Here is a 22725-nt window from a genome sequence, read left to right as displayed (position 1 = left end):
ATGAACCTTATCCGTTTCGCACTTCGTAAGCCTATTACCATCCTGGTAATAGTGGCCGGATTGTTCTTCTTTGGGATCAAAGCTGTCACCTCTATCAAGATCGACATCTTTCCAAAGCTGGACATGCCGGTGATTTATCTTTCCCACCCGTTTGGCGGATACACCTCCACCCAGATGGAATCTTTTTTCGGTAAGCAGTATATCAACATATTGTTGTACGTGAACGGGGTGAAGAGCATTGAGACAAAGAACATACAGGGCTTAACGCTGATCAAGATCAACTTTTATCCCGGTACCAACATGGCGCAGGCGGCCGCAGAAGTGAGCGCATTTTCCAATCGTATACAGGCCATCTTCCCGCCGGGCTCTAACCCGCCCTTCATCATCCGTTTTGACGCTTCCACGCTGCCGGTAGGCCAGCTGGTATTGAGCAGTGAAAAACGCAGCAATAATGAATTGCTGGACCTGGCCAACGTGTACGTGCGTTCCTCCTTTACCTCCATTCCCGGGTTGGTAGGTTCAACGCCTTTTGGTGGTAATATCCGTACCGTGGTGATCAAGGCCGACCCTGAGCTCTTACGCTCACATAATATGACGCCCGATCAGCTGGTAGAGGCCTTACGTCTCAATAACCAGACGGCGCCATCCGGTAATGTGCGTATCGGCGATAAGAACTACATCACACCTGCTAACGCCACTATCAAGCAGGTAAAGGATTTTGAGAATATTCCCCTCTTCAAGAACGGTGTGCAAAACCTTTACCTGCGTGATGTGGCCACCGTTGAAGACGGCGCGGATGTAAGCACCAGCTATGCACTGATCAACGGAAAACGTTCGGTATATATAGACATTGCAAAAGCAGCAGATGCTTCTACCTGGGAAGTAGTACAAAACCTGAAAAAGGCGCTGCCCAGGATACAGGCACAGTTGCCCGATGATGTGAAGCTGAGCTACGAATTTGACCAGTCTACTTATGTGATCAATTCCGTAAAAAGCCTGTTAAGTGAAGGGGTTATCGGCGCCATACTTACCGGTCTGATGGTGTTGCTGTTCCTGGGAGACCCGCGGGGAGCACTGATCGTGATCCTTACTATTCCTACCTCTATTATCTCCGGTGTATTGTTCCTGAGCCTGTTCGGGCAAACTATCAATATCATGACACTGAGCGGCCTTGCACTGGCTATCGGTATCCTGGTAGATGAAAGTACGGTGACGATAGAGAATATACATCAACACCTGGATCTGGGCAAAAGTAAGGCATTGGCGATCTGGGACGCATGTAAGGAGATCGCTTTCCCGAAACTGCTGATCCTCTTCTGTATCCTCGCCGTGTTTGCACCTGCCTTCACCATGGGCGGCATCCCCGGTTCATTGTTCCTGCCATTGGCGCTGGCGATTGGTTTCAGCATGATCGTTTCCTATTTCCTGGCGCAGACCTTTGTGCCGGTGATGGCTAACTGGATCATGAAAGTGAAACATCATAAAGGCCAGGAAGATAAAGCAATTCCTGAAGTGCGGGAGGCAGATACCTGGGACCAGAAGAAAGCGCTGGTAGAAAGAGAAGACAGCAACCGTGACGGAAAGCTGAGCCGCTTTGAAAGATTGCGGCTGCGTTACCTGCGCTTTATAGACAGGATCATGCCTTACCGCAAACCTATTGTGGTAGCTTATCTGCTGATCATCTCCGGCCTGGCTTTCCTGCTGATCAACAGCATTGGCCGCGACGTATTGCCTAAAGTAAATGGCAGCCAGTTCCAGCTGCGTTTACGGGAGCCGGATGGTACGCGGATCGAGGAAACAGAAAAGAAAACTATACAACTGATCAATGCAGTAAATGATATTATAGGGAAAGACAACGTCTCCATCACCTCTGCGTTTGTGGGATTGCACCCGCAGCTGTTTTCTACCGCGCCTATCTTCCTGTGGATGGCAGGCCCGCACGAGGCAGTGTTGCAGGTAGCCGTAAAAGAGGGCTATCACGTGAACCTGGATGAATTGAAAGATAAGATCAGGGAACGCGCCGGGCAGATCGATCGCGATATGCAGCTCTCCTTTGAGCCGATCGAGCTGACTGACAAAATCCTCAGCCAGGGGTCGCCTACACCGATCGAGGTAAGGTTCGCAGGAAGGAACAAGAAGATCAACGAACAGTATGCGAAGAAGATGGTGGAGAAGCTGAAGCAGATACCTTACCTGCGGGATGTGCAGCTGGGCCAGTCTATTAACTACCCGGCACTGAACATCAATATAGACAGGGTACGGGCAGCGCAATTGGGTGTGGATATGGGCGACATTACCCGTTCGCTCATTGCCAGTACTTCTTCTTCCAGGCTTACAGAAAAGAATATATGGGTGGATGAGCGTGCGGGCCTCAGCTACAACGTACAGGTACAGGTGCCCGAAAACCAGATCACCAGCCAGAATGATATAGGCGAGATCCCGCTGCTGAGAAATACGGCTCGTCCTATCCTCAGTGATGTGGCTTCTATTACACCGGATGTGACCTATGGAGAGAATGATGACCTGGGCGCATTGCCGATCCTGACGGTCACCGCTAACCTGAATAATAAAGACCTGGGAGATGCTTCCAAAGCCGTGCAGCAGGCCATCAACTCACTGGGTGAACTGCCGCGTGGTTTGACGGTAGAACAGATTGGCCTGAGCGACACGCTCACTGACACGTTGGACAGCCTGCAAGGTGGTCTGCTGGTGGCGGTGGTAGTGATCTTCCTGATGCTGGCGGCCAACTTCCAGTCGTTCAAAGTGTCTGCTATCGTACTGGCCACTGTACCGGCGGTATTGTTAGGTTCCCTGGCGCTGCTGATGCTGGCTGGTTCTACGCTGAACCTGCAGTCTTATATGGGTATGATCATGTCGGTAGGTGTGTCTATCTCCAATGCGGTGCTGCTGATCACCAATGCCGAGCAGATACGCAGGCACAATGGTAATGCGATGCTGGCAGCCAAAGAAGCAGCGGCCCTGCGCTTACGCCCGATCGTGATGACGGCGTTGGCCATGGTGGTAGGGATGATACCGATGGCCAGCGGCCTGGGTGAAACAGGCGATCAGTCGTCACCGCTGGGCCGTGCCGTGATCGGCGGACTGGTAGCCTCCACATTTGCTGCATTGTTCATTTTACCGCTGGCCTTTGCATGGGGGCAGGGCAGGACGACTACCCAGAGCGTATCGCTGGATCCGGAAGATGAAGAGAGCGTACATTATGTTCCTTCAAAGGCGTAAACAGGTGTTATTGAATTATGAAAAGAAATACAACAGGAAATAAAACTCATTTTATGAAACCAGTATCTAAAAGTGTTATTATACTTTTACCGGTGATCGCCTTTGCGCTCCTATTGCAGGCTTGCGGTTCTTCAGAGGCAAAGAGCGAAGATGCACACAAGGAGGCTGCCGCGCCTGCACTGGAAGCATTTTCATTGCAGAAAGAACAATTATCCTCTTCTATAAAGATCCCGGGTGAGCTGCAGGCTTTTCAGCGGGTAGACCTCTACGCCAAGGTAAGCAGCTTTGTAAAGAAGCTGTATGTAGATGTGGGCAGTGAAGTGCATGCCGGGCAGTTACTGGTAACCATGGAAGCGCCTGAGATCAATTCACAGCTGTCTGGCGCTGAGTCACGGCTGAAATCACAGGAGGCCATTTATTTATCCAGCAAGGCCACTTACGATCGTTTACTGGAAACCAGCAAAACGCCTGGTACCGTATCGCAGAACGACCTGGACATCGCTTTTGCCAAGCAGAAATCAGACCTGGCGCAGTTGGATGCAGCCCGCGCATCCTACCATGAAGTAGGCGATAACCGCAATTACCTGGAGATCCGCGCGCCTTTCAATGGAGTGATCAGCCGCAGGAATGTAAGCGCAGGCGCCTATGTAGGTCCTGCTGGTGCGGGATCCAGTCTGCCGATATTCACACTGCAGGAGCAGAAGAAGCTGCGTCTCATAGTAAGTGTACCGGAAGCATATGTGAGTTACCTGGGAAATAACAGTGAAGTGGATTTTACGGTGAAATCCCTGCCCAGCCAGGTGTTCAAGGCAAAAGTGACCAGGTTATCCGGCGCGCTGGATGAACGCCTGCGTGCGCAGAGCATTGAGATGGACGTAGTGAACAATGATGTAAAACTGTTGCCTGGTATGGTGGCGGAAGTGTCTATCCCCTTAACCAATGCGGATGGCACCTTTGTAGTGCCTTCCAAGGCAGTGCTGAATTCCACCCAGGGGGTGTATATCATAAAAGTGGTCAACAACAAAGCGATATGGGTTCCTGTGAAAACAGGCCGTATCGTGGATGGCAAAGTGGAAGTATTTGGGGACCTGGCGCTGAATGATGTGTTGGTCAAAACAGCCAGTGAGGAGATCAGGGATAGTTCGGATGTGAAACAGCTGACAATGGTTACAGCAGGGAAGAAATAGTTTCAGCGCCTCGCAGGGGAAAGGCCGTTACCGGACAGGTGGCGGCCTTTTGCGTTTAGCAACATTTTCAGAAGTGCCTTACCCGGTAGATTAAGTACTGCAAAAATTCCCTATATTAATACCAAACTAACCCGTTTATGAACAGGAGAAATTTCCTGCACGCCGGCTCAGTCACCGGTCTGGGGCTGATGGCCTCGCGCTTACCCGGCTTTGCTGCCAACACCCTGCAGCAGCAGTCTTTGGAGGAGATCACCATCGCGCAGCTCCAGGAGCGCATGCAAAAGGGACAGGCTACCGCTGTATCTATCACCCGGCAGTACCTGGACCGGATCAAAGCCATTGATCAGCAGGGGCCTAAGCTGAATTCGGTGATCGAAGTGAATCCTGATGCCCTTACTATTGCCGCCCGTATGGATGCAGAAAGGAAACAGGGCAAGGTAAGAGGTCCGCTGCACGGCATTCCTGTACTGGTGAAAGATAATATCGATACGGCAGACAGGATGATGACCACGGCCGGTTCCCTGGCTTTGCTGGGGCACCATGCAAAGCAGGATGCCTTCATCATCCAGCGCCTGCGTGAAGCCGGCGCCGTGCTCTTAGGCAAAACGAACCTCAGCGAGTGGGCCAATTTCAGGTCCAGCCATTCTACCAGCGCCTGGAGCAGCAGGGGAGGGCAGACCCGGTGCCCGTATATCCTTGACCGTAACCCTTCCGGTTCCAGCTCCGGTTCAGGCAGCGCCACGTCTGCCAGCCTTTGCGCAGTAAGCATCGGAACAGAAACGGATGGCTCTATTACCTGCCCCTCTTCTGCGAACGGATTGGTAGGCATCAAGCCAACGGTGGGATTGTGGAGTCGTTCAGGCATCATTCCCATTTCCGCCACACAGGATACGGCAGGCCCCATGGCCCGCACTGTACAGGATGCGGCCATTTTGCTGGGCGCGCTCACCGGTGTGGATGCAGCAGATCCTATTACCAAAGAAAGCGAAGGAAAGTTCCTGGAAGATTATACGAAGTTTCTCGATAAGGATGGCCTGAAAGGCAAGCGTATCGGTATTGAGAAGCAGCACCTGGATGCGCCTGAAGCCCTGGCAAAGGGACTGCGTGCCGCCATTGAGGTGCTGAAAGCGCAGGGCGCCATCATTGTGGAAGTGGAGCTGCTGAAAGCATTGAACGTGATCACGCCCCGCTCAGAATTCAAAGTACTGCTCTATGAATTCAAAGACGGCCTTAACCGTTATCTCTCTACAGCCGGCGCCAAGGTCCGCTCACTGGAAGAAGTCATCGCCTTCAATACCGCCAATGCTTCTAAAGCAATGCCTTTTTTCCAGCAGGAAACGCTGATCGAAAGCAATGAGAAAGGGGATCTTAACAGCCAGGAATATAAAGATGCATTGGCGCAAACGCTTCGTTCGCGGCAGATCATCACTGAGCTGATGACTGCACAACACCTGGACGCCGTCTGCGGCATTACCTACGGCTTTGCGCCGTGTATCGACCTGGTGAACGGCGACTATGATAACGGTCCTTATTTTGCCACACCCGCAGCCATTGCCGGGTTCCCACATATCACGGTACCGATGTGCTATGCGCACGGCCTACCGGCTGGTTTATCTTTTGTCGGCACCGCTTATATGGAAGCTCCACTGATCAGTATGGCCTATGCCTATGAGCAGGCATCCAGACAGCGCAGGGCGCCGCAGTATAGGAAAGACCTGCTGGGATAGGCCTGACCGTTTTAGGTGATAGGCCGTCAGCAGGCGGATAGCTAACTTTAAGTTTTTATTAATTATTGGCTATCATGCATTATCCTGCGGACCCGGTCGTTTCCACTGTGCATCTTTTGCTTGGCAGCATCCAGCTTGTCAGTTATTTGCGGATCCGTTATCCGCTGCTGCACCGGTGGGCGGGGCGCATGTATGTCTTTTCCTCCCTGCTGATGGCTGCAGCGGGCCTGCTGCTCATCGGGCTGCGCGGCACTAATGGCGGCCTTGCCATGGATGTAGGTTGCTCCATTTACAATCTGCTGCTGTTCATCTCGGCCCTTGAAACGTACCGCTACGGGGCCAAAGGACGTTATTATGACCACCGGGTCTGGGCCCTGCGTTTATATGCTTTGTCGACCGGCTCCCTGCTGTACCGGATGCATTATGGATATTGCCTGCTGCTGGCCGGTGAAGCAGGCGATACACCTCGTTTAAACGGTGTATTTGACCAGGTAATGGCCTTCTGTTTTTACCTGCCTAACCTGGCCCTGGCAGAGATCTTCATCCGCCAGAAATGGCATAAACGCACCGCTTGAACGATCTACCCGGTATTGGGGATTTGTTTTTTGTAGCTACCTGAGTAATTTTGCGACGGAAATCCATGAGACACAACTTACGGAAACACGTCGTCATCATATTATTGTTCCTGCTGGGGGCTTATCATGCAAGCGCACAGCAGGAACATATCTTTTTTAAAAGGCTGCGCATGGGCGATGGCCTTTCTCACAATAAGGTGAACTGTGTACTGCAGGATCAGAAAGGATTTCTCTGGTTCGGTACAGAAGATGGATTAAACCGTTATGATGGACGTTTCTTTACGGTATTCAGGAATGATCCCGGCAACACCGCCAGTCTTTCAGGCAATATCATCAACGACCTCTACGAAGATAAAGAAGGCGTGATCTGGATCGCCACCAGGGATGGCGGCATTACCCGTTACGATCACCGTTTGCATCAGTCGCACCAGTTCAGGCAGTTCCGCCATAGTGAGCATAAACCGGGCAGTATCCCGGAGAATGATATCAGGAAGATCGTGGAAGACCGGCAGGGTTATTTGTGGCTGGCTACCAGCAGAAGTTTTGTAGTACGTTTCAATAAACGTACGGAGGAGTTTGATACCCCGGTACCGGAAGGCGCTACGGGCATCCTTTCACTATCTGTTGACGCGGATACCCTCTGGGTGGAAAGTGCAGGCTACGGCTCACTGAAGATCAATACGCGAACGCTGTCCTACACAGCAGATAAGCGCAATAACAGCCTGTACGCCCGCCTGCCGCATGTCCCCGTAAAGGGCAGTGACGGTAGTATGTTCCCGCGCGATAAGATCCTTTCCTTTGCAGAAGATGCGGATAAAAAAATATGGATGGCGGACGAGAACAGCGGCCTTACCGTCTTCGATACCAAACACCAGACTTTTCAGCACTACCGCAACGATCCTTCTGATGAAGGCTCATTGATCGATGATCACGCTAACGCCGTATATATAGACCGCAGCGGCATTGTATGGGTCGGCACCAATAATGGCCTGAGTGTATACAACCCGCTCTTTCATCCGTTTAAGAAATATTATCCTGCGGGGCAGACAGCTGATCTGCAGATCTATGACTTCTATGTAGACAAGGCCCGTCAACTCTGGATAGGTACCAACAAAGGCATCTACATAAAACGTCCTGGCAGCCCGCAGTATGAGCATCGCGAGATCCGCTACAAAGGACAGCCGCTGGCAGTGACCAAGTTTTTCATCGACGAAGACAGCACCTGCTACCTGGGCACAGATTATTCCCTCTTTAAGTATGATCCCCGGCGCAACCAGCTCAGTCTTTTGCCTAACACAGAGAAAGACCCGGTCATGCGGCAACTGATCAATTCCAGGATCGTTTCTATCGTGAGAGATACGATCGATGGTCATCCTGTATTGCTGGTATCTCCCTATGGGCATTATCTAACGTATTATGATCTGCAATCCCGGCAGTGGATTTCCCGCACTGATCCTGTCAAGAATATCATCCGGCATCACAATATCAGGGATCACCTGATCCAGCGCCTTTACAGGGACAGCGCAGGCGTGTGGCTCGCTACTTCCAGCTTTGGCCTGGGCTATTGGGACCCGGTGAAAGATTCGGCCATTCACTACCTGGATAACGACCCCGAGATCAGGAACAGCATCAGCAGCAATTACGTATATGATATTTTGCGGGATAAAGACAGTAAGCTCTGGATCAGTACTTACGGTGGCGGCCTGAATCACTACGATAAAAGCACACAGCAGTTTGTGCACATCCCATACTCCAGCAATCTTACAGAAGGCCTGCAAACAGATGCCAAAGGCATTGTATGGATGATCTGCAATGGCCATATTCACAAGTATGATCCCGGCACCAGCATCTATAGCTGTTATGATCTGCCCTCCCTGCAAAAAACAAAAGGCCTGCGAGGCTACATTTACAAGGATAGTGAAGGTAACCTGTATGCAAGCGGCGAGAACTATTACATCAGCTTTCAGCCCAACCGGGTAAAACTGGTCAATATGGCGCCTCCGGTTTACCTTACTGATTTCAGGATCTTTAACCAATCCTTTGCCGACCTGCTTACACAAAAAAGCATTCGCCTCAACTATACGCAGAATTATTTCTCACTCAGCTTTTCTGCACCGGATTTCAGCGGGGATAATATCCAGTATGCCTACATGCTCAAAGGTTTTGACAAGCATTGGGTAGACGCAGGTAAATTTAATGTAGCCACTTATTCCAACCTGCCCGGCGGCAAATACCAGTTCCTGGTTCAGGCCCGCAACTGGAAGGGCACATTTAATGGGCCGTACAGGAGCATTGAGATCGTGGTAGTGCCGCCGTTCTGGCTCCGCTGGTGGTTCTATGTACTGTTATGCATAGTATCCTTCCTGGTTGGCTACGGCATTTACCGTTACCAGGTGGGCATACGGGAAAAGCAGCTGGCCATCCGCAATGGTATTGCCCGCGACCTGCACGACCAGGTAGGTTCTACCCTGGGCAGCATCGCGGTATATTCAGAAGTGGCCAAACGATTTCTTGATCAGCAGAAACCGGAGCGTTTGACAGAAGTGCTGGATAATATCAGCGAATCTGCCAACGAGATGATCACCGAAATGGGCGATATCGTATGGGCCTTAAACCCGCGGAATGACCATTTCCGGAGCATTGTGCAGCGGGTAGATACTTACGCGCAATCCCTGTGCAAAGCAAAGGAGATCAGCTTCAGCTCCGACTGTGCGGCCAACCTGCTGGATATGAACCTCGGCATGAAAGAACGTAAGAACCTGTTCCTGATCATCAGGGAGGCCATTCACAATGCCGTGAAATATGCGCAGTGCAGGCATCTTACCATCACTATGTCTTATCTCCATCACCTGGTGAAAGTAGAAATAGCAGATGACGGTATTGGTTTTGACACCGCATTAATAGAGAACCAGGGGCAGGACACCCTGAGAGGGAACGGCCTGCCCAATATGCAATTCCGTGCAAAGGAACTGAACGGCGCAGTAATGATCAACAGTGCCCCCGGCAAAGGCACCCGGGTGATCCTGACATTCCGCGAGATGATACTATATAAGTGATATTTTATATTGATCTAAACATGCTGTATAATGAGTACCAGAATAGCCATATTTGACGATAACAAGAATATCCGTAACAGCATCAGCCTCTTGTTGAGCGCCGATCCCTCTTTTGAAGTAGTGGGCGCCTTCAGGGATGCGCAGGATTGCGTGAAGAAAGTAGTGGACTGTAACGCGGAAGTGGTGCTGATGGACATAGAGATGCCAGGCATCAACGGTATTGAAGCGGTCAGGATGCTGAAGAGCAGCCTGCCTAATGTGCTGGTGCTGATACAGACCGTTTTTGAAGATGAAGACCGCATATTTGAATCTATACGCGCAGGCGCCTCGGGTTATATACTGAAAAGCGCATTGAACCAGTCGCTGTCAGATGCCATCCAGGAGCTACAGGCAGGCGGTGCGCCCATGACGCCGCTGATCGCCCGCAAGGTCTTATATTCCATTTACCAGGGAGATAAAGAAGGACAGGCGCCGAAAACAGAATATAAGCTCACCGCCAAGGAGAAGGAAGTATTGGGCCATATTGTAAAAGGCTTGAGCTATAAGATGATCGCCTATGAACTGAATATCAGCTATGAAACGGTGCGCAGCCACATGAAGAAGATCTATGAAAAGCTGCATGTTGCCTCTCTTACAGAAGTAGTGGCGAAGGCCATTAACCAGAAGATCGTATAATCAGTGAGCCTTATAACCCAATTCAGTAGCCTTTCTCACCACATGTGGGGATATGACGGAGATGTAAACCCATCTATTTTTGTGCCTGTCAACAATGACTCATAAGTGTACAACAAAATTCATCTAAAACGTCAGTCATGGTAAAAGCACACAACACACAGTTAAAAGGCAAAAAGATCCTGTTTGCCACTGTGCCCGCGGATGGCCACTTTAACCCCCTCACCGGCCTCGCGAAATATCTTCAGGAAGAAGCAGGATGTGATGTTCGTTGGTTCACCTCTGTTATATTCAAAGAGCAACTCGCAAAACTGGGCATACCCCATTTCCCTTTTGTGCACAGCACGGATATCAATGCGCTGAACTTTGATGAGATGATGCCGGAAAGGCGCGCCATCAATGATCCTGGAGAGAAGCTCAACTTTGATATGATCCACGTATTTGCCAACCGTGGACCGGAGTATTTCATTGATCTGAAGGAGATCTACAAAACCTTCCCTTTCGATCTGATGATAGCAGATAACCTCTTCACGGGCATTCCCTTTGTCAGCAAAAAGATGAATGTCCCGGTGGTGGCCGTGGGCATTATTCCGCTGGCAGAGCAATCAAACGACCTGGCGCCCTATGGATTAGGCCTCCATCCGCCTAAGAATGATGAGGAACGCGCGCAATACCAGGAAATGAATAAAGCCGCAAGGGAAGTGGCATTCAGGGAAAGCATAGATGTGTTCAGCAATATTCTCACCGGGCATGGTGTTGCGCATGAGCCGTCCATCTTATTAGACCTGCTGATCAGGCAGGCGGATCTTGTACTGCAGATCGGCACTGCGTCTTTTGAATACCCCCGTACAGACATAGGAGAGAACATACGCTTTATCGGCGGGCTCTTTCCTTATGTATCGCGGAAGAAAGCGGAAGAAAAGTGGTTTGATCCCCGTATTGATCAATATGAAACTGTCATACTGGTTACCCAGGGAACAGTAGAACGCGATACCAGCAAGATCATCGAGCCTACGCTGGAAGCATTCAGAGATACCAATACCCTGGTGATTGCTACCACCGGCGGCAATGGAACAGCAGCGCTGAAAGAAAAGTATAAAGCCAATAACCTCATCATCGAAGATTATATACCTTTCGCAGATGTGATGCCCCGCGTGCACGTGTATGTAACCAATGGTGGTTACAGCGGAACGCTCCTGGGCATCAGGCATGAGCTGCCCATGGTGACCGGAGGCCTGTTTGAAGGAAAGAATGAGATCTGTTCACGCGTGGGCTATTTTGACTATGGTATCGACCTTGGCACAGAAACGCCCGATCCTTTAAGCATTTATAATGCGGTAAGGCAGGTCTTGCGCAACGGTAAGTATAAGCAGAACGTAAGCCGCCTGGCCGATGAAATGAACAGCATCGATTCCAAAGCCCTCTGCGCCTGGCATATCAGCCAGCTGCTGGAGGAAAAAGCGGAACATTCAAAACTGAGCGTAAACCAGGTAATGAACTGGTTAAACATCTTCTGAACGCCTACCGTTTGTATACCTTAACGTTCCTTTATCAATCCCTTAACTTTTTATTCAGGGAACATGCAGCAACTTAGCGGTACAACCTTATACGAAATATGAAATGTATGCTTAAAAACTGTACACGCCTATTCCTCCTTTTTGCTTTTATTGCTTTATCATTTACCCGTAGTCATGCACAGGGGAAGATCGCTTATGTTGATATGCAGCAGCTGGTCTTCAGCATGCCCGAAACAAAGCGCGCTTATGATTCGTTAAAGCTATATGAAAAGGAGCTGGCAAAAGACGGGGAGACCCTGATGAAAGAGCTGCAGGTCAAAATAGCAGATTTTCAGAAAGTAGAAGCTACCCTGAAACCGGACATGAGGGATATTAAAGTGCAGGAACTGCAAACGGCACAGAACAGCCTGGAACAATACAAGGCGCGTGCAGAACAGCAGCTGGCCGCCCGGGAGCAGGCAATGACCGCGCCCATCGTGGCAAAGGCCAAGAAAGCTGTGTCTGACATTGCAGCGGAGAAGGGATATGTTTGTGTGCTGGACAGTTCCAAGGATATGATCGTTACAGCCACCTGCGATGATATTCTGGCCCAGGCCAAACAGAAATTAGGGATCAAATAAGAGGATAATACGGAAACTTGCTCTGGTTCCGCCTGTTCGCAGGCGGATCAGGGCGTTTTATCATGTTAATTGTTTATATCACGCAAATATTGTACTTTTGACACAGATTGTTCAGAACCAGTAGATAAACCAAGATAACCGGAACACCCTAGATTATCAGCACAGCGATCACTTCGAGAAAATCAGGAACTATTTTCATAACCTATTGCTGCCGGACAGATTAATGTTCGTACTCAACTATTATTTAAACATAGGTTTATGAAAAGAATCCTCGTTCCCATCAGCGCCGCACTGGCCTTGTTTATTTGCTCATCAAAAGCCACTGCACAGGAAACCGCTACAGCCACTGCTACGGCTACTATCGTAACACCGATAGCCATTACCAAAACAACAGACATGAATTTCGGCAACGTGGCCGTGCAATCAACCACCGGAGGAACAGTAGTATTGCCCCCTTCGGCAACGCCTACCCGTACCGTTACCGGAGGCGTTACCCTACCTGCTACTGCAGGGACAGTGACTGCTGCAGCCTTTACCGTAACCGGCGAAGATGGTTATACCTACAGCATATCGCTGCCCACTTCTGTGACTATTACCAGTGGCGCCAACAGTATGACCGTAGGCTCATTTACCAGCAGCCCCTCCGGTACGGGCACCCTTACATCAGGTACGCAAACATTATATGTGGGCGCTACCTTAAGCGTGGCTGCCGCACAGGCCGCCGGTACTTATGTTTCTTCAACGCCCTTTAACGTAACGGTCAATTACAACTAAGCACCAGAGCTGCAAAATTTGTTAACTATGAGAACAGCATCACTGCTGATGTGCTATTGGTGCATCATACAGGGACTAAGCATCTTTTACTGTCAAAGCGCCACTGCGCAGGGCAACCTGCTGATCACGCCAAGACGTGTGGTATTTGACGGAACACAGCGCACACGGGAACTGAACCTTGCCAATACCGGACGGGACACCGCCCGTTACCTTATTTCCATGATCGAGATCAGGATGAATGAAGACGGTACCTTTGAGACCATCACACAGCCAGACTCCGGTCAGCGTTTTGCCAGCGGGCATATCCGCTTTTTCCCCCGCAGCGTTACACTGGGACCGGGCGAGGCCCAAACCATTAAAGTGCAGCTGGAGAAGATGAATGAGCTGCAGCCGGGAGAATACCGTTCACATATCTATTTCAGGGCGGTACCCGAGGAGCAGCCGCTGGGAGAGGAGCCTCCCAAAGATGCTGTTGCCATTGCTGTTCGCCTGACGCCTGTTTTTGGTATAACCATACCCGTGATCATCCAGGTGGGCGCATCCAATGCACAGGTACAGGTGGCAGACCTCTCACTAAGCAATGCGAATGATACGGTTCCCGGCCTCAACATGCGCCTGCAGCGCAATGGAGATATGTCTGTTTACGGCGATATCACGGTCCGCGCTGTCTCCGGGCAGGGCAAAGCTGTACAGGTGGGATACGTGAAAGGGGTGGCCGTATATACGCCCTGCCGCGTAAGGCAGCTGCGCATTCCACTGTCACAGGAGAACGGGATGGATTATCGCAATGGTAAATTGCAGGTTACCTACACTGCACAGGTAAAAGGCAAACCCGTGGTGCTGTCAGAAGCAGAACTGCTGTTGAAATAACTGCGTACACTTACTTAAACTATGGGCCTTGAAAGAACCACCAGGCTACCTATCGTAGCAGCCATCCTGCTGCTGCTGTCCTCTTTTACAGTACAGGCGCAAACCAGCTGGAAGGGAACGGTCAGCACCGCCTGGAACAATGCGTCTAACTGGACGGCCGGTGTACCCACTGCTTCTGCGGACGCCATTATCGGCGATGCCAGCTTCACTGGCAGCTATCAGCCAACCGTGAGCAGTTCTGCTGCCTGTAAATCACTCACCATCAACAGTACAGGATCTCCTGTGCTCACCGTCAGCAAGAGCCTTACCATTGCAGGCGACCTTAACCTTAACGCAGGAGGCAGCATCTCTCACAGAGGCGTGGTGCTTACCATTAAAGGCAACTGGAACAATGCGGGCACCTATACCACTACTGCCAACAATGCCAGGGTGAATTTTGCAGGCGTGACCCAGAGTATTAACGGCGCAGCGGCTACTCCCTTCAGAAGGTTGGCCATCAATGCTGGCAGCTCAGTTACACTGAATACGAATATTTCTGTTATAACTGCCTTTACAGTAGATGGTACTTTTATCCCGGCTGAAAATGCCACACCACCTGTAGTATCCGGCACAGGTACATTAACGGTAGGCGCTAACGGGCTGCTGAAGGTGAACGCCGCTACCTTTGCCGCTAACTATAGCCTGTCGGGAACAGTGAGCCTTGGTGCAGGCAGCAGGGTAGACTACAGCGCTACCCTGGTCAACCAGACCGTTCGGGAGAATGTGACTTACTCTACGCTCATCATCAGCGGCAGCGGCGTAAAAACGCTGGCGGGTAACCTGAATGCATTGAACGCTACCGCCGCTAATACCGGTAATATCACTGTCAGCGCAGGTACGCTGGACCTCTCTACGTTTACTGCTAACCGCGGCACCACCGTTGCAGGCGGTACGCTGACCGTCAGCAACGGCGCTACGCTGAAGATAGGCGGTACCAATACTTTCCCGGCCAACTACAATACCCGGTCGCTCAGCCTTACCAGTGTGGTAGAATATGCAGGTGCGGGTCAAACTGTATCCGCACAGTCTTATGGTAACCTGACCCTCTCCGCCAGTACGGGCGCAGTGGTAAAGACCATGCCTGCTACCGATTTTACGATATCCGGTAATCTCACCAGCAACCTGGGCGCCGGCACTTCGCTCAGCTTTACTGCGGCATCTAATATTACGGTAAGCGGCAACGTCTTGATCGGGGCTTCCACTACTTTTAATGGCGGCAGCTTTACGCACAACATCGCGGGCAGCTGGGTCAATAACGGTACTTTCACTGGCAGCACCAGTACCGTGAATATGACAGGTGGCGGCACTTCCATCAGCGGCACAGGCACACATAATTTCAACAACCTTTCTTTTCTCGCTTCCAACATCACCGCTGTTGCCAACAGCAGCCTGAATATAGCCGGCAACCTGTCTACCAGCGGCCCGGGCTCTTTTACACATGCCGCCGGTGGTACCACTACCTTGTCCGGCACTACTAAAACCATCACCGGATCAGGCATTGTATTTGACAACCTCACGGTCTCCGGTACGGTGAGTACCACCTCCAATATTACGCTGACAGGTAACTTATCTGTTGGCAGCGGCAGCAGCTTAACGGCCAGCGCAGGTACTTTTACACTAAGCGGCGCTACTAAAACTATTTCCGGTGCAGGCACGATCAGCTTCAGTGGTCTGTCTGTCAGCGGCAGCATCAGCACCGCCTCCAGCTTTTCAATAGGCGCTTCCCTGGTGGTTAGCGGCAGCTTCACCGCATCGGCGGGCACTGCTACCTTTACAGGTACCAGTACGCTGAATGGTACCGCCAACCTGTTCAACGTTACGCTGAACGGTACTTCCCTGCAGTTATCTACCAACGCGGTATTGGGCATTGCAGGGGTCTATACTATCACCGCCGGCAGCCTGAATGTAACGGCCACCACACCCAATACAGTGAACTATAATGGTACAGGCGCGCAAACCGTGACGGGGGGCGCCTATGGTAACCTGATGTTGTCTAACGGCAATACCAAAACAGCCGCTGGCGCTGTTACCGTGAACGGCGACCTGACCATTGCCGCCTCCACTACTTTTAATGCATCCTCCTTTACGCATACTATGCTGGGCAACTGGATTAACAATGGTACTTTCACCGCTTCCTCCGGTACCATCTCGTTTACCGGTACAGTAAATAGCACTATCAACGGCGCTACCACGTTTAATAACCTTACCCTTAATAAGTCTTCTTCGAGCCTGGAACTGGCCCTGCTGAGCAATGTAAGCGTAGGCACGCTGAACATGAGCACCGGCACCATGACCACCGGTAGCAACACCGTCACTATTACTACTACACGCACTGGCAATGGAGTTATTTTCGGTAACATTCAACGTACCCATGCTTTTGTACTGGGCACTGCCTATGCCTTTGAAAGCCCTAATACCACCATTACCCTTGCGGGCCTTAGTTTAACGGTGACCTCCATCACGCTATCGGTTACAAAAGGCGCTGTCACGGATTTTCAGCGCCAGGCCGCCGTTAACCGCCAGTATAGTATCAGCATCACCGGCGCTGTAGTGTCGCCGGTTACCACGTTAAGACTGCACTATGAAGACGATGAGCTGAATGGTAACAATGAGGCTACCATGCAGTTGTGGAGCAACACCGGCAGCGCATGGGCCGCAGCGGGCAAAGCTTCCAACAGCACCACGGCCAATTATGTGGAACAGACCTTCTCAGGTGATGCGGCTGGCCGGTGGACCTTCTTCGACGATCTTAATGTGGTAAGATGGAACGGCTCCGTGAGCAGCGACTGGTTCACCGCTGCCAACTGGACCTCCGTAACAGGTAGTCCTTCGCTTCCACCCGGTACAAACGATATCGTGGAAATAGGTACTGCCGCCTTTACCAACCAGCCGGTCATTAATAACAGCACAACGGTAAAGGGTATCCTGTTTGGCAGCGCACAGGCGGCTAATCTCTCTCTTACTGCCGGTGGCGCATTAACCGTACGCGGAAATGTAGCCGGCTCCTGGTCTGCCAATGCAGCCCATACCATCCAGCTGAACGGACAGCCTTTGACCGTTAACGGAGACCTGATCCTCAGCGACGGTACGGCCGGGCATACCATCAGCCTGGATGCTGGCGCTGCCACCGTAAACCTCAGCGGCGCATTAACACAATCCGGCGGCGCTAACATTATTTTCTCCGGCGCCGGTGCGTTTAACATCGGCAGCAATTTTACCTACAGCAGCGGCACCTTCACCGCGGGGAATAGTACGGTTACCTATAATGGAACCGCCTCACAGCTGGTTGGTCCTGTTAGCTATTATAACCTGGTTATTAACAAAGCCGGTGGTATCGCCGCCATTAATAGCGGCGCCACCGTGAACGGGCAACTTTCTGTCAGCGCAGGAGAGCTGGATATCAATTTTCCTACCACCGTTGTTGGCAACGTAAACATCAGTCCCGGCACCATCCTGAACGGGGACGGCGTTACCACCACCGTAGGCGGCAACTGGAATAACAGCGGCTTCTTTGTGTCATTAAGCGGCACGGTAGCCCTGAATGGTACCGGCGCCCAGAGCATTACCGCCACCACCTTTAACAACCTTACTGTCAATAAAGCATCGGGCACGGCTATACTGAGTGGTAATCTCGGCATCACTGGCAATCTCTCGGTAAACAGTGGTACCCTGGATCTGTCAACGTTTACGGCCAACCGTAGTTCCGCGGGCGGAACAATGACCGTAGGCAGCGGTTGCACACTGCTGACAGGCGGAAGTAATAATTTCCCGGCTAACTACACCAACTATACCCTGAGCACCAGCAGTACCGTGAACTACAATGGCACCGGTGCTCAATCCGTTGCCGGTGTCTCTTACGGTCAGCTCATCTTCAGTAACGGTAATACCAAAACACTGAGCGCTGCTGCCACGGTGAACGGAGATCTTACTATCAGCAGCGGCAGTACCTTCAGCGCCGGAGCTTTTACCGTTAACCTGGGTGGCAACTGGTCTAACAGCGGTACCTTTTCACCGGGTACCGGTACGGTGATCCTGAACGGGAGCAATAAGACTATCACTGGCAATACCACCTTCAACAAAGTAACCGTATACGGCAGCTATGCCGTCAGCGGCAGCGATATTACCTATAATGGGCTGCTGCTGGTCACCTCTACCGGTTCTTACGACGGCGGCTCCGGACAGTCCACCATCAACGGTGATCTAACCAACCAGGGGGTGCTTATCAGCAATGGTGCCGCCACCTTTACCGGTACCGTGGTGCAAACGATCCGCTTCATCAACGCGGTTACCTCCAATTCCGGCGGCATCATTAATTTCAATGGTACGGTATCACCGGTGCTGAATTCTACAAGCCCACCCACCTATGCCACCCTGAACGTTAATAATACAGCAGGCGTAACAGCCAGTGTAGGCTGGATTATAGGCGTGGCTTTTAACATCAGCAGCGGCGCTACTTTCAATGGGGGCGCTGCTACTCATACCATAATTGGTACCTTCACCAATAACGGTACGGTGACCAGCAGCGGCGTCCTGAACTTTACGCCTTCCACTGCTAAAACCTACCAGCTGACAGGCACCGGTTTTTCCAGCACCGGTATTGTAATCTTTGGTGGCACAGGCGCTATCACTGTGAACGGCACCCCTACTGCATTGAATAACGTTTCCATCACCAACAGCAGCGGTGTTACGCCGAATGCAGACTGGAATATCGGCGGCAACTTTATCTTAGGTGGTAATGGTGTTTTTAATGCAGGCAGCCGTAGCTTCGCAGTTGGCGGTAACCTCACTGCTGACGGCACTCTCAATGGCGGTACTTCCCTGTTCACCATGAGCAGCGCTACCGGTCAGCTTTCCGGTAATCCTAACGCTACCTTTTATGATCTTACCGTCACCGGTACCATTACACTCAATTCAGACGTCAATATCTCCCATAATTTCACAAATAATAATACGATCGACGCTTCATCTGCCTCACTCAATTTTACCGGCAGCACTCCCGGGGTGATCAGCGGCAGCGCCGCCTCTTTTGCATTGGCGCAATTCACTATCCTCAAGAACAGCGCCACTGTTACCCTCTCAAAAAGCATTACGAACATTTTAGACCTGGATATTGAAAGCGGCACACTTGATATGGGTACACAAACCCTTACACAAGATGTTGGCGGGGACCTCACTATACAAGATAATGCCACCCTGAAGATTGGTGGTACCAGCAGCCTGCCTGTCTTTGATTCCTACGCCCTGGATACATTCAGTACAGTAGAATATGCAGGCAGCACACAGGCGGTGTCTGCATCCACGGCTTATGGCAACCTCACCATCTCTGCAGCCGGTACTAAAACTGCCAGCGCTGTGCTGCGTATCCTCAATAATTTTACCCTGACGAACGGCAGTTTTGTACCGGGTAATTTTGCGGATACTTTAGGCGGTAACTGGAGCATGAGCAGCGGCACATTCACCAGTACGGGCAGTACCATCGTATTGAACGGCACTGGCACACAAAGCATCAGCTCCACCGGGGCCTTCAATCATCTGACCCTTAAAAAGACCAGTGGCTCCGCCCTGTTGTCGTCCAACATTACCGTGAACGGTACGCTAAACTTCTTAACCGGTATTATTCAGACGGGTAACAACACCCTTATCTTACCCGCTTCCGCTAACGTAAGCGGCGCGGGCCAATCTACCGGCTGGGTGTATGGAAAATTACAGAAGAACGTAGCCACGGGCTCCGCCGTCTCCCGCACATTTGAGATAGGCGATGCCGCTAATTATACGCCTGCTACTGTGCTCTTCGCCAGCGTAAGCACTGCGGGCAACCTGCTGGGCGCCGTCACCACACCGGATCATCCCAACCTGGCCACTTCGGGTATTGATGTATCAAAAAGCGTGAACCGCTATTGGACGCTTACCAACAGCGGAACAATATTTACCAGCGCTGCAGTTACCCTTAACTGGAAGAACACCGATGTAGACGCAGGGGTTAATACCGCTAATTTTAAAGTGGGGGTTTACAACGGCAGCACCTGGTCGCTGCCTGTGATAGCTTCTCCTTTAGCTACGTCTATACAGGCCACCGGACTTACATCGCTCAACGATATTGCAGTGGGAGAGCTGTTGAATGCCGCTATATGGACAGGCGCGGTGAGCACCAACTGGTTCGTATCCGGCAACTGGTCTACCAATACTATTCCAAATACGGCAGTGGCTATCACCATACCTTCGGCCTTGTCCAACTATCCGCTGATCTCCGCGGGCGCGGCTGCCTGTAACGCTATCACTATTCAATCCGGCGCCAGTATAACAGTGACAAATGCTACCCTGCAGATCAGCGGCGCTATTACCAATAGCGGCAGTATTTCCGCCGGTAGCGGTACCGTTGAGCTGAACGGCACTGCTGCACAAACTATTCCGGCTGCATTGTTCAGTGGCAACACTATCCGCAACCTGAATATCAATAACAGCGCCGGTGTTACTTTAGGCGGTGCATTATCCCTCAGTGGGATCTTAACGCCCGTCAGTGGTAATTTCAGTACCGCGGGAAATCTTACCCTGCTCTCTACCGCTGCGCAAACAGCATTGATCAGCGGCAGCGGTGCAGGAGCTGTATTGGGCACTGTTACCATGCAGCGTTATCTGCCCAGCGCTTTTGGTTACCGTTATATCAGTTCTCCTTTCCAGGCAGCTACGGTGAATGAGCTGGCCAATGACCTTGACCTGAACGCCACATTTCCCAGGCTCTACTATTACGATGAGAACCTCACATCACTGGGTTGGGTGCGTTACACTACTGCCAGTAATGTACTGAACCCTATGCAGGGATATGCTGCAAACTTCGGGGCAGCTGCTACTCCGCGTACAATAGACATCAGCGGTGTAGTGAACAACGGCGCCCGTTCGCTGACCCTCTATAATCACAACCGTACCTATACATTGGGCTTTAACCTGGCAGGTAATCCCTATCCTTCTCCGGTAGACTGGGATGCCGCCGGCGGCTGGACCCGTACCAATATCGATAATGCCGTGTACTACTTCAATCCCGGTACTACCGATCAGTACACCGGCGCTTATAGTTCTTACATCAATGGTGTTTCCAGCGATGGCATCGCCAATAATATTATTCCTGCCATGCAGGGTTTCTTCGTGCATGTAAGCAATGGCGCCTACCCGGTGACGGGCGCCTTATCTGTTAATAATAATGCACGCGTCAATAACCTTACACCTTCCTATCACCGTATCACCGGCGCTGATGCGCCCTTGTTACGATTGGAAGCCGGCTATAACGATGAGGCCTATCCGCCTGATCCGGTAGTGATCTACTTTGAAGCAACTGCAGGCCCCGGTTTTGAAAAAACACTCGATGCATTAAAGCTGATGAACACTGATCCGCTTACACCCAGCCTGTATACACTGGCAGCTGACGGACAGCCATTATCGATCAGCGCCCTGCCTTACCTGCAGGATAGCAGTACCACCATTCCGCTCGTGCTGCAAAGCAAAAGGAATGGCTGGATCACTTTCTATGCACGCGATATTGTCCGCCTGCCAGCAGGCTGGCATATCTACCTGAAAGATGCAGTAGCGAACACGCTGCAGGACCTGCAGCGCAATGCGCAGTATCGTTTATACCTGGATGAAGGGATGTATGATCAGCGTTTTTCACTGGTGTTCAGCCGCCGTCCGTTGGCAGGGGAGCCTACAGCAGATGATTTCCGGGCTTATAGTATAGGGAACGTTGTACATGTATATCTGCCGATACCTGCGGGAGAACAGGGCCAGGTGTCCATTACCAGCCTGGCCGGACAGGTAGCATATCAGCGATCATTCAACGCAGCGGGTCATTACGAATTACTGCCCGGCTGTAACACCGGTATATATATGGTGAATTATTTTTCAAAGCAGGGCCTGCGCTCCAGGAAAATACTGATAACACATGAGTAGGTACTGTCAATGGATCCTGTGTGCCTGCATGGCATTGGCCTGGAGCAGCCGTGTTGCCGCCCAGCCGCCTCCGCCGCGGCCTATCGCCGTGTATGTGAACCCGGCACAGGGGCTGATCTTCGGTGCATTTTTCCAGGGTATTGCCGGCGGCACGGTAATCGTCTACCCGGATGGTTCCCGGTCTGTTACCGGCGATATCGTACAGGCTAATTTAGGCATACCTTACTCGCCCGCTATCTTCGAGATAGAGGCGCAGCCGGGTACGCTCATCTCTATATTGAACGGGCCGGACGTAACGCTGCATGGCAGCAACGGCGGCGCCCTCATATTACACCTGGGCACTTCCAGTACCGGCTCTCCCTTCGTTGCCACCGTGGCGCCGCCGGGGCGAACACAGGTAAGGATAGGAGGGACCCTGACCGTTGGCAGCCCCCTGGCCAATCCGCCGGGCGCTTACAGCGGCTCATTTACTGTCACATTTATACAGGAGTAGCAAGAGAGCATGCAGCA

Annotated in this window: 12 protein-coding genes; all 12 read left to right on the top strand. The window is 51.5% G+C overall.

The features are described 5' to 3' along the window. The 12 genes from ACR9Y8_RS04875 (at position 1) to ACR9Y8_RS04820 (ending at position 22708) form a co-directional block, all read left to right on the top strand. A complete protein-coding gene (locus ACR9Y8_RS04875; protein WP_481212112.1) occupies positions 1-3240 on the top strand; it encodes an efflux RND transporter permease subunit in 3240 nt (1079 codons plus the stop codon). A 53-nt stretch (positions 3241-3293) separates the two neighbouring features. Continuing rightward, on the top strand, positions 3294-4427 hold the full coding sequence (locus ACR9Y8_RS04870; RefSeq protein ID WP_481212111.1) for an efflux RND transporter periplasmic adaptor subunit: 1134 nt from the start codon (positions 3294-3296) through the stop codon (positions 4425-4427). 137 nt (positions 4428-4564) lie between these two features. Then, the gene (locus tag ACR9Y8_RS04865; RefSeq protein ID WP_481212110.1) at positions 4565-6154 is read left to right on the top strand and encodes an amidase; all 1590 of its coding nucleotides are present in this window, start codon (positions 4565-4567) and stop codon (positions 6152-6154) included. A gap of 74 nt (positions 6155-6228) precedes the next feature. Beyond that, the gene (locus tag ACR9Y8_RS04860; RefSeq protein ID WP_481212109.1) at positions 6229-6729 is read left to right on the top strand and encodes a DUF2306 domain-containing protein; all 501 of its coding nucleotides are present in this window, start codon (positions 6229-6231) and stop codon (positions 6727-6729) included. A 65-nt stretch (positions 6730-6794) separates the two neighbouring features. Beyond that, on the top strand, positions 6795-9785 hold the full coding sequence (locus tag ACR9Y8_RS04855; protein WP_481212108.1) for a ligand-binding sensor domain-containing protein: 2991 nt from the start codon (positions 6795-6797) through the stop codon (positions 9783-9785). A gap of 30 nt (positions 9786-9815) precedes the next feature. Next, positions 9816-10460, top strand: coding sequence for a response regulator (locus tag ACR9Y8_RS04850; RefSeq protein ID WP_481212107.1), 645 nt, complete (start codon positions 9816-9818; stop codon positions 10458-10460). Between the two features lie 137 nt (positions 10461-10597). Further along, complete coding sequence (locus tag ACR9Y8_RS04845) at positions 10598-11974, top strand: glycosyltransferase (protein ID WP_481212106.1); 1377 nt, start codon at positions 10598-10600, stop codon at positions 11972-11974. Between the two features lie 107 nt (positions 11975-12081). Beyond that, entirely contained in the window at positions 12082-12594 is a 513-nt protein-coding gene (locus ACR9Y8_RS04840; protein ID WP_481212105.1) for an OmpH/Skp family outer membrane protein, read from the top strand. Between the two features lie 258 nt (positions 12595-12852). Then, complete coding sequence (locus ACR9Y8_RS04835) at positions 12853-13368, top strand: DUF4402 domain-containing protein (protein WP_481212104.1); 516 nt, start codon at positions 12853-12855, stop codon at positions 13366-13368. 27 nt (positions 13369-13395) lie between these two features. Then, entirely contained in the window at positions 13396-14238 is an 843-nt protein-coding gene (locus tag ACR9Y8_RS04830) for a fimbrial biogenesis chaperone (protein ID WP_481212103.1), read from the top strand. Positions 14239-14259: 21 nt separating this feature from the next. Continuing rightward, entirely contained in the window at positions 14260-22215 is a 7956-nt protein-coding gene (locus ACR9Y8_RS04825; RefSeq protein ID WP_481212102.1) for a beta strand repeat-containing protein, read from the top strand. Beyond that, positions 22208-22708 (top strand): DUF4402 domain-containing protein, encoded by a 501-nt coding sequence (locus ACR9Y8_RS04820; protein WP_481212101.1) that lies wholly within the window; start codon positions 22208-22210, stop codon positions 22706-22708. Before ACR9Y8_RS04825 ends, ACR9Y8_RS04820 begins: the two co-directional genes overlap by 8 nt. Positions 22709-22725: the final 17 nt, after the last annotated feature.

This window comes from Chitinophaga sp. SVR4-12A, assembly GCF_056754765.1.
This window is presented reverse-complemented; position numbering and strand designations above follow the sequence as displayed.

What these genes read in the sequence shown, in the direction of transcription:
- ACR9Y8_RS04840 (WP_481212105.1), top strand. Translation starts at nt 12,082, where the DNA reads ATGCTTAAAAACTGTACACGCCTATTCCTCCTTTTTGCTTTTATTGCT.
- ACR9Y8_RS04825 (WP_481212102.1), top strand. Translation starts at nt 14,260, where the DNA reads ATGGGCCTTGAAAGAACCACCAGGCTACCTATCGTAGCAGCCATCCTG.
- ACR9Y8_RS04860 (WP_481212109.1), top strand. Translation starts at nt 6,229, where the DNA reads ATGCATTATCCTGCGGACCCGGTCGTTTCCACTGTGCATCTTTTGCTT.
- ACR9Y8_RS04865 (WP_481212110.1), top strand. Translation starts at nt 4,565, where the DNA reads ATGAACAGGAGAAATTTCCTGCACGCCGGCTCAGTCACCGGTCTGGGG.
- ACR9Y8_RS04855 (WP_481212108.1), top strand. Translation starts at nt 6,795, where the DNA reads ATGAGACACAACTTACGGAAACACGTCGTCATCATATTATTGTTCCTG.
- ACR9Y8_RS04835 (WP_481212104.1), top strand. Translation starts at nt 12,853, where the DNA reads ATGAAAAGAATCCTCGTTCCCATCAGCGCCGCACTGGCCTTGTTTATT.
- ACR9Y8_RS04820 (WP_481212101.1), top strand. Translation starts at nt 22,208, where the DNA reads ATGAGTAGGTACTGTCAATGGATCCTGTGTGCCTGCATGGCATTGGCC.
- ACR9Y8_RS04845 (WP_481212106.1), top strand. Translation starts at nt 10,598, where the DNA reads ATGGTAAAAGCACACAACACACAGTTAAAAGGCAAAAAGATCCTGTTT.
- ACR9Y8_RS04850 (WP_481212107.1), top strand. Translation starts at nt 9,816, where the DNA reads ATGAGTACCAGAATAGCCATATTTGACGATAACAAGAATATCCGTAAC.
- ACR9Y8_RS04870 (WP_481212111.1), top strand. Translation starts at nt 3,294, where the DNA reads ATGAAACCAGTATCTAAAAGTGTTATTATACTTTTACCGGTGATCGCC.
- ACR9Y8_RS04830 (WP_481212103.1), top strand. Translation starts at nt 13,396, where the DNA reads ATGAGAACAGCATCACTGCTGATGTGCTATTGGTGCATCATACAGGGA.
- ACR9Y8_RS04875 (WP_481212112.1), top strand. Translation starts at nt 1, where the DNA reads ATGAACCTTATCCGTTTCGCACTTCGTAAGCCTATTACCATCCTGGTA.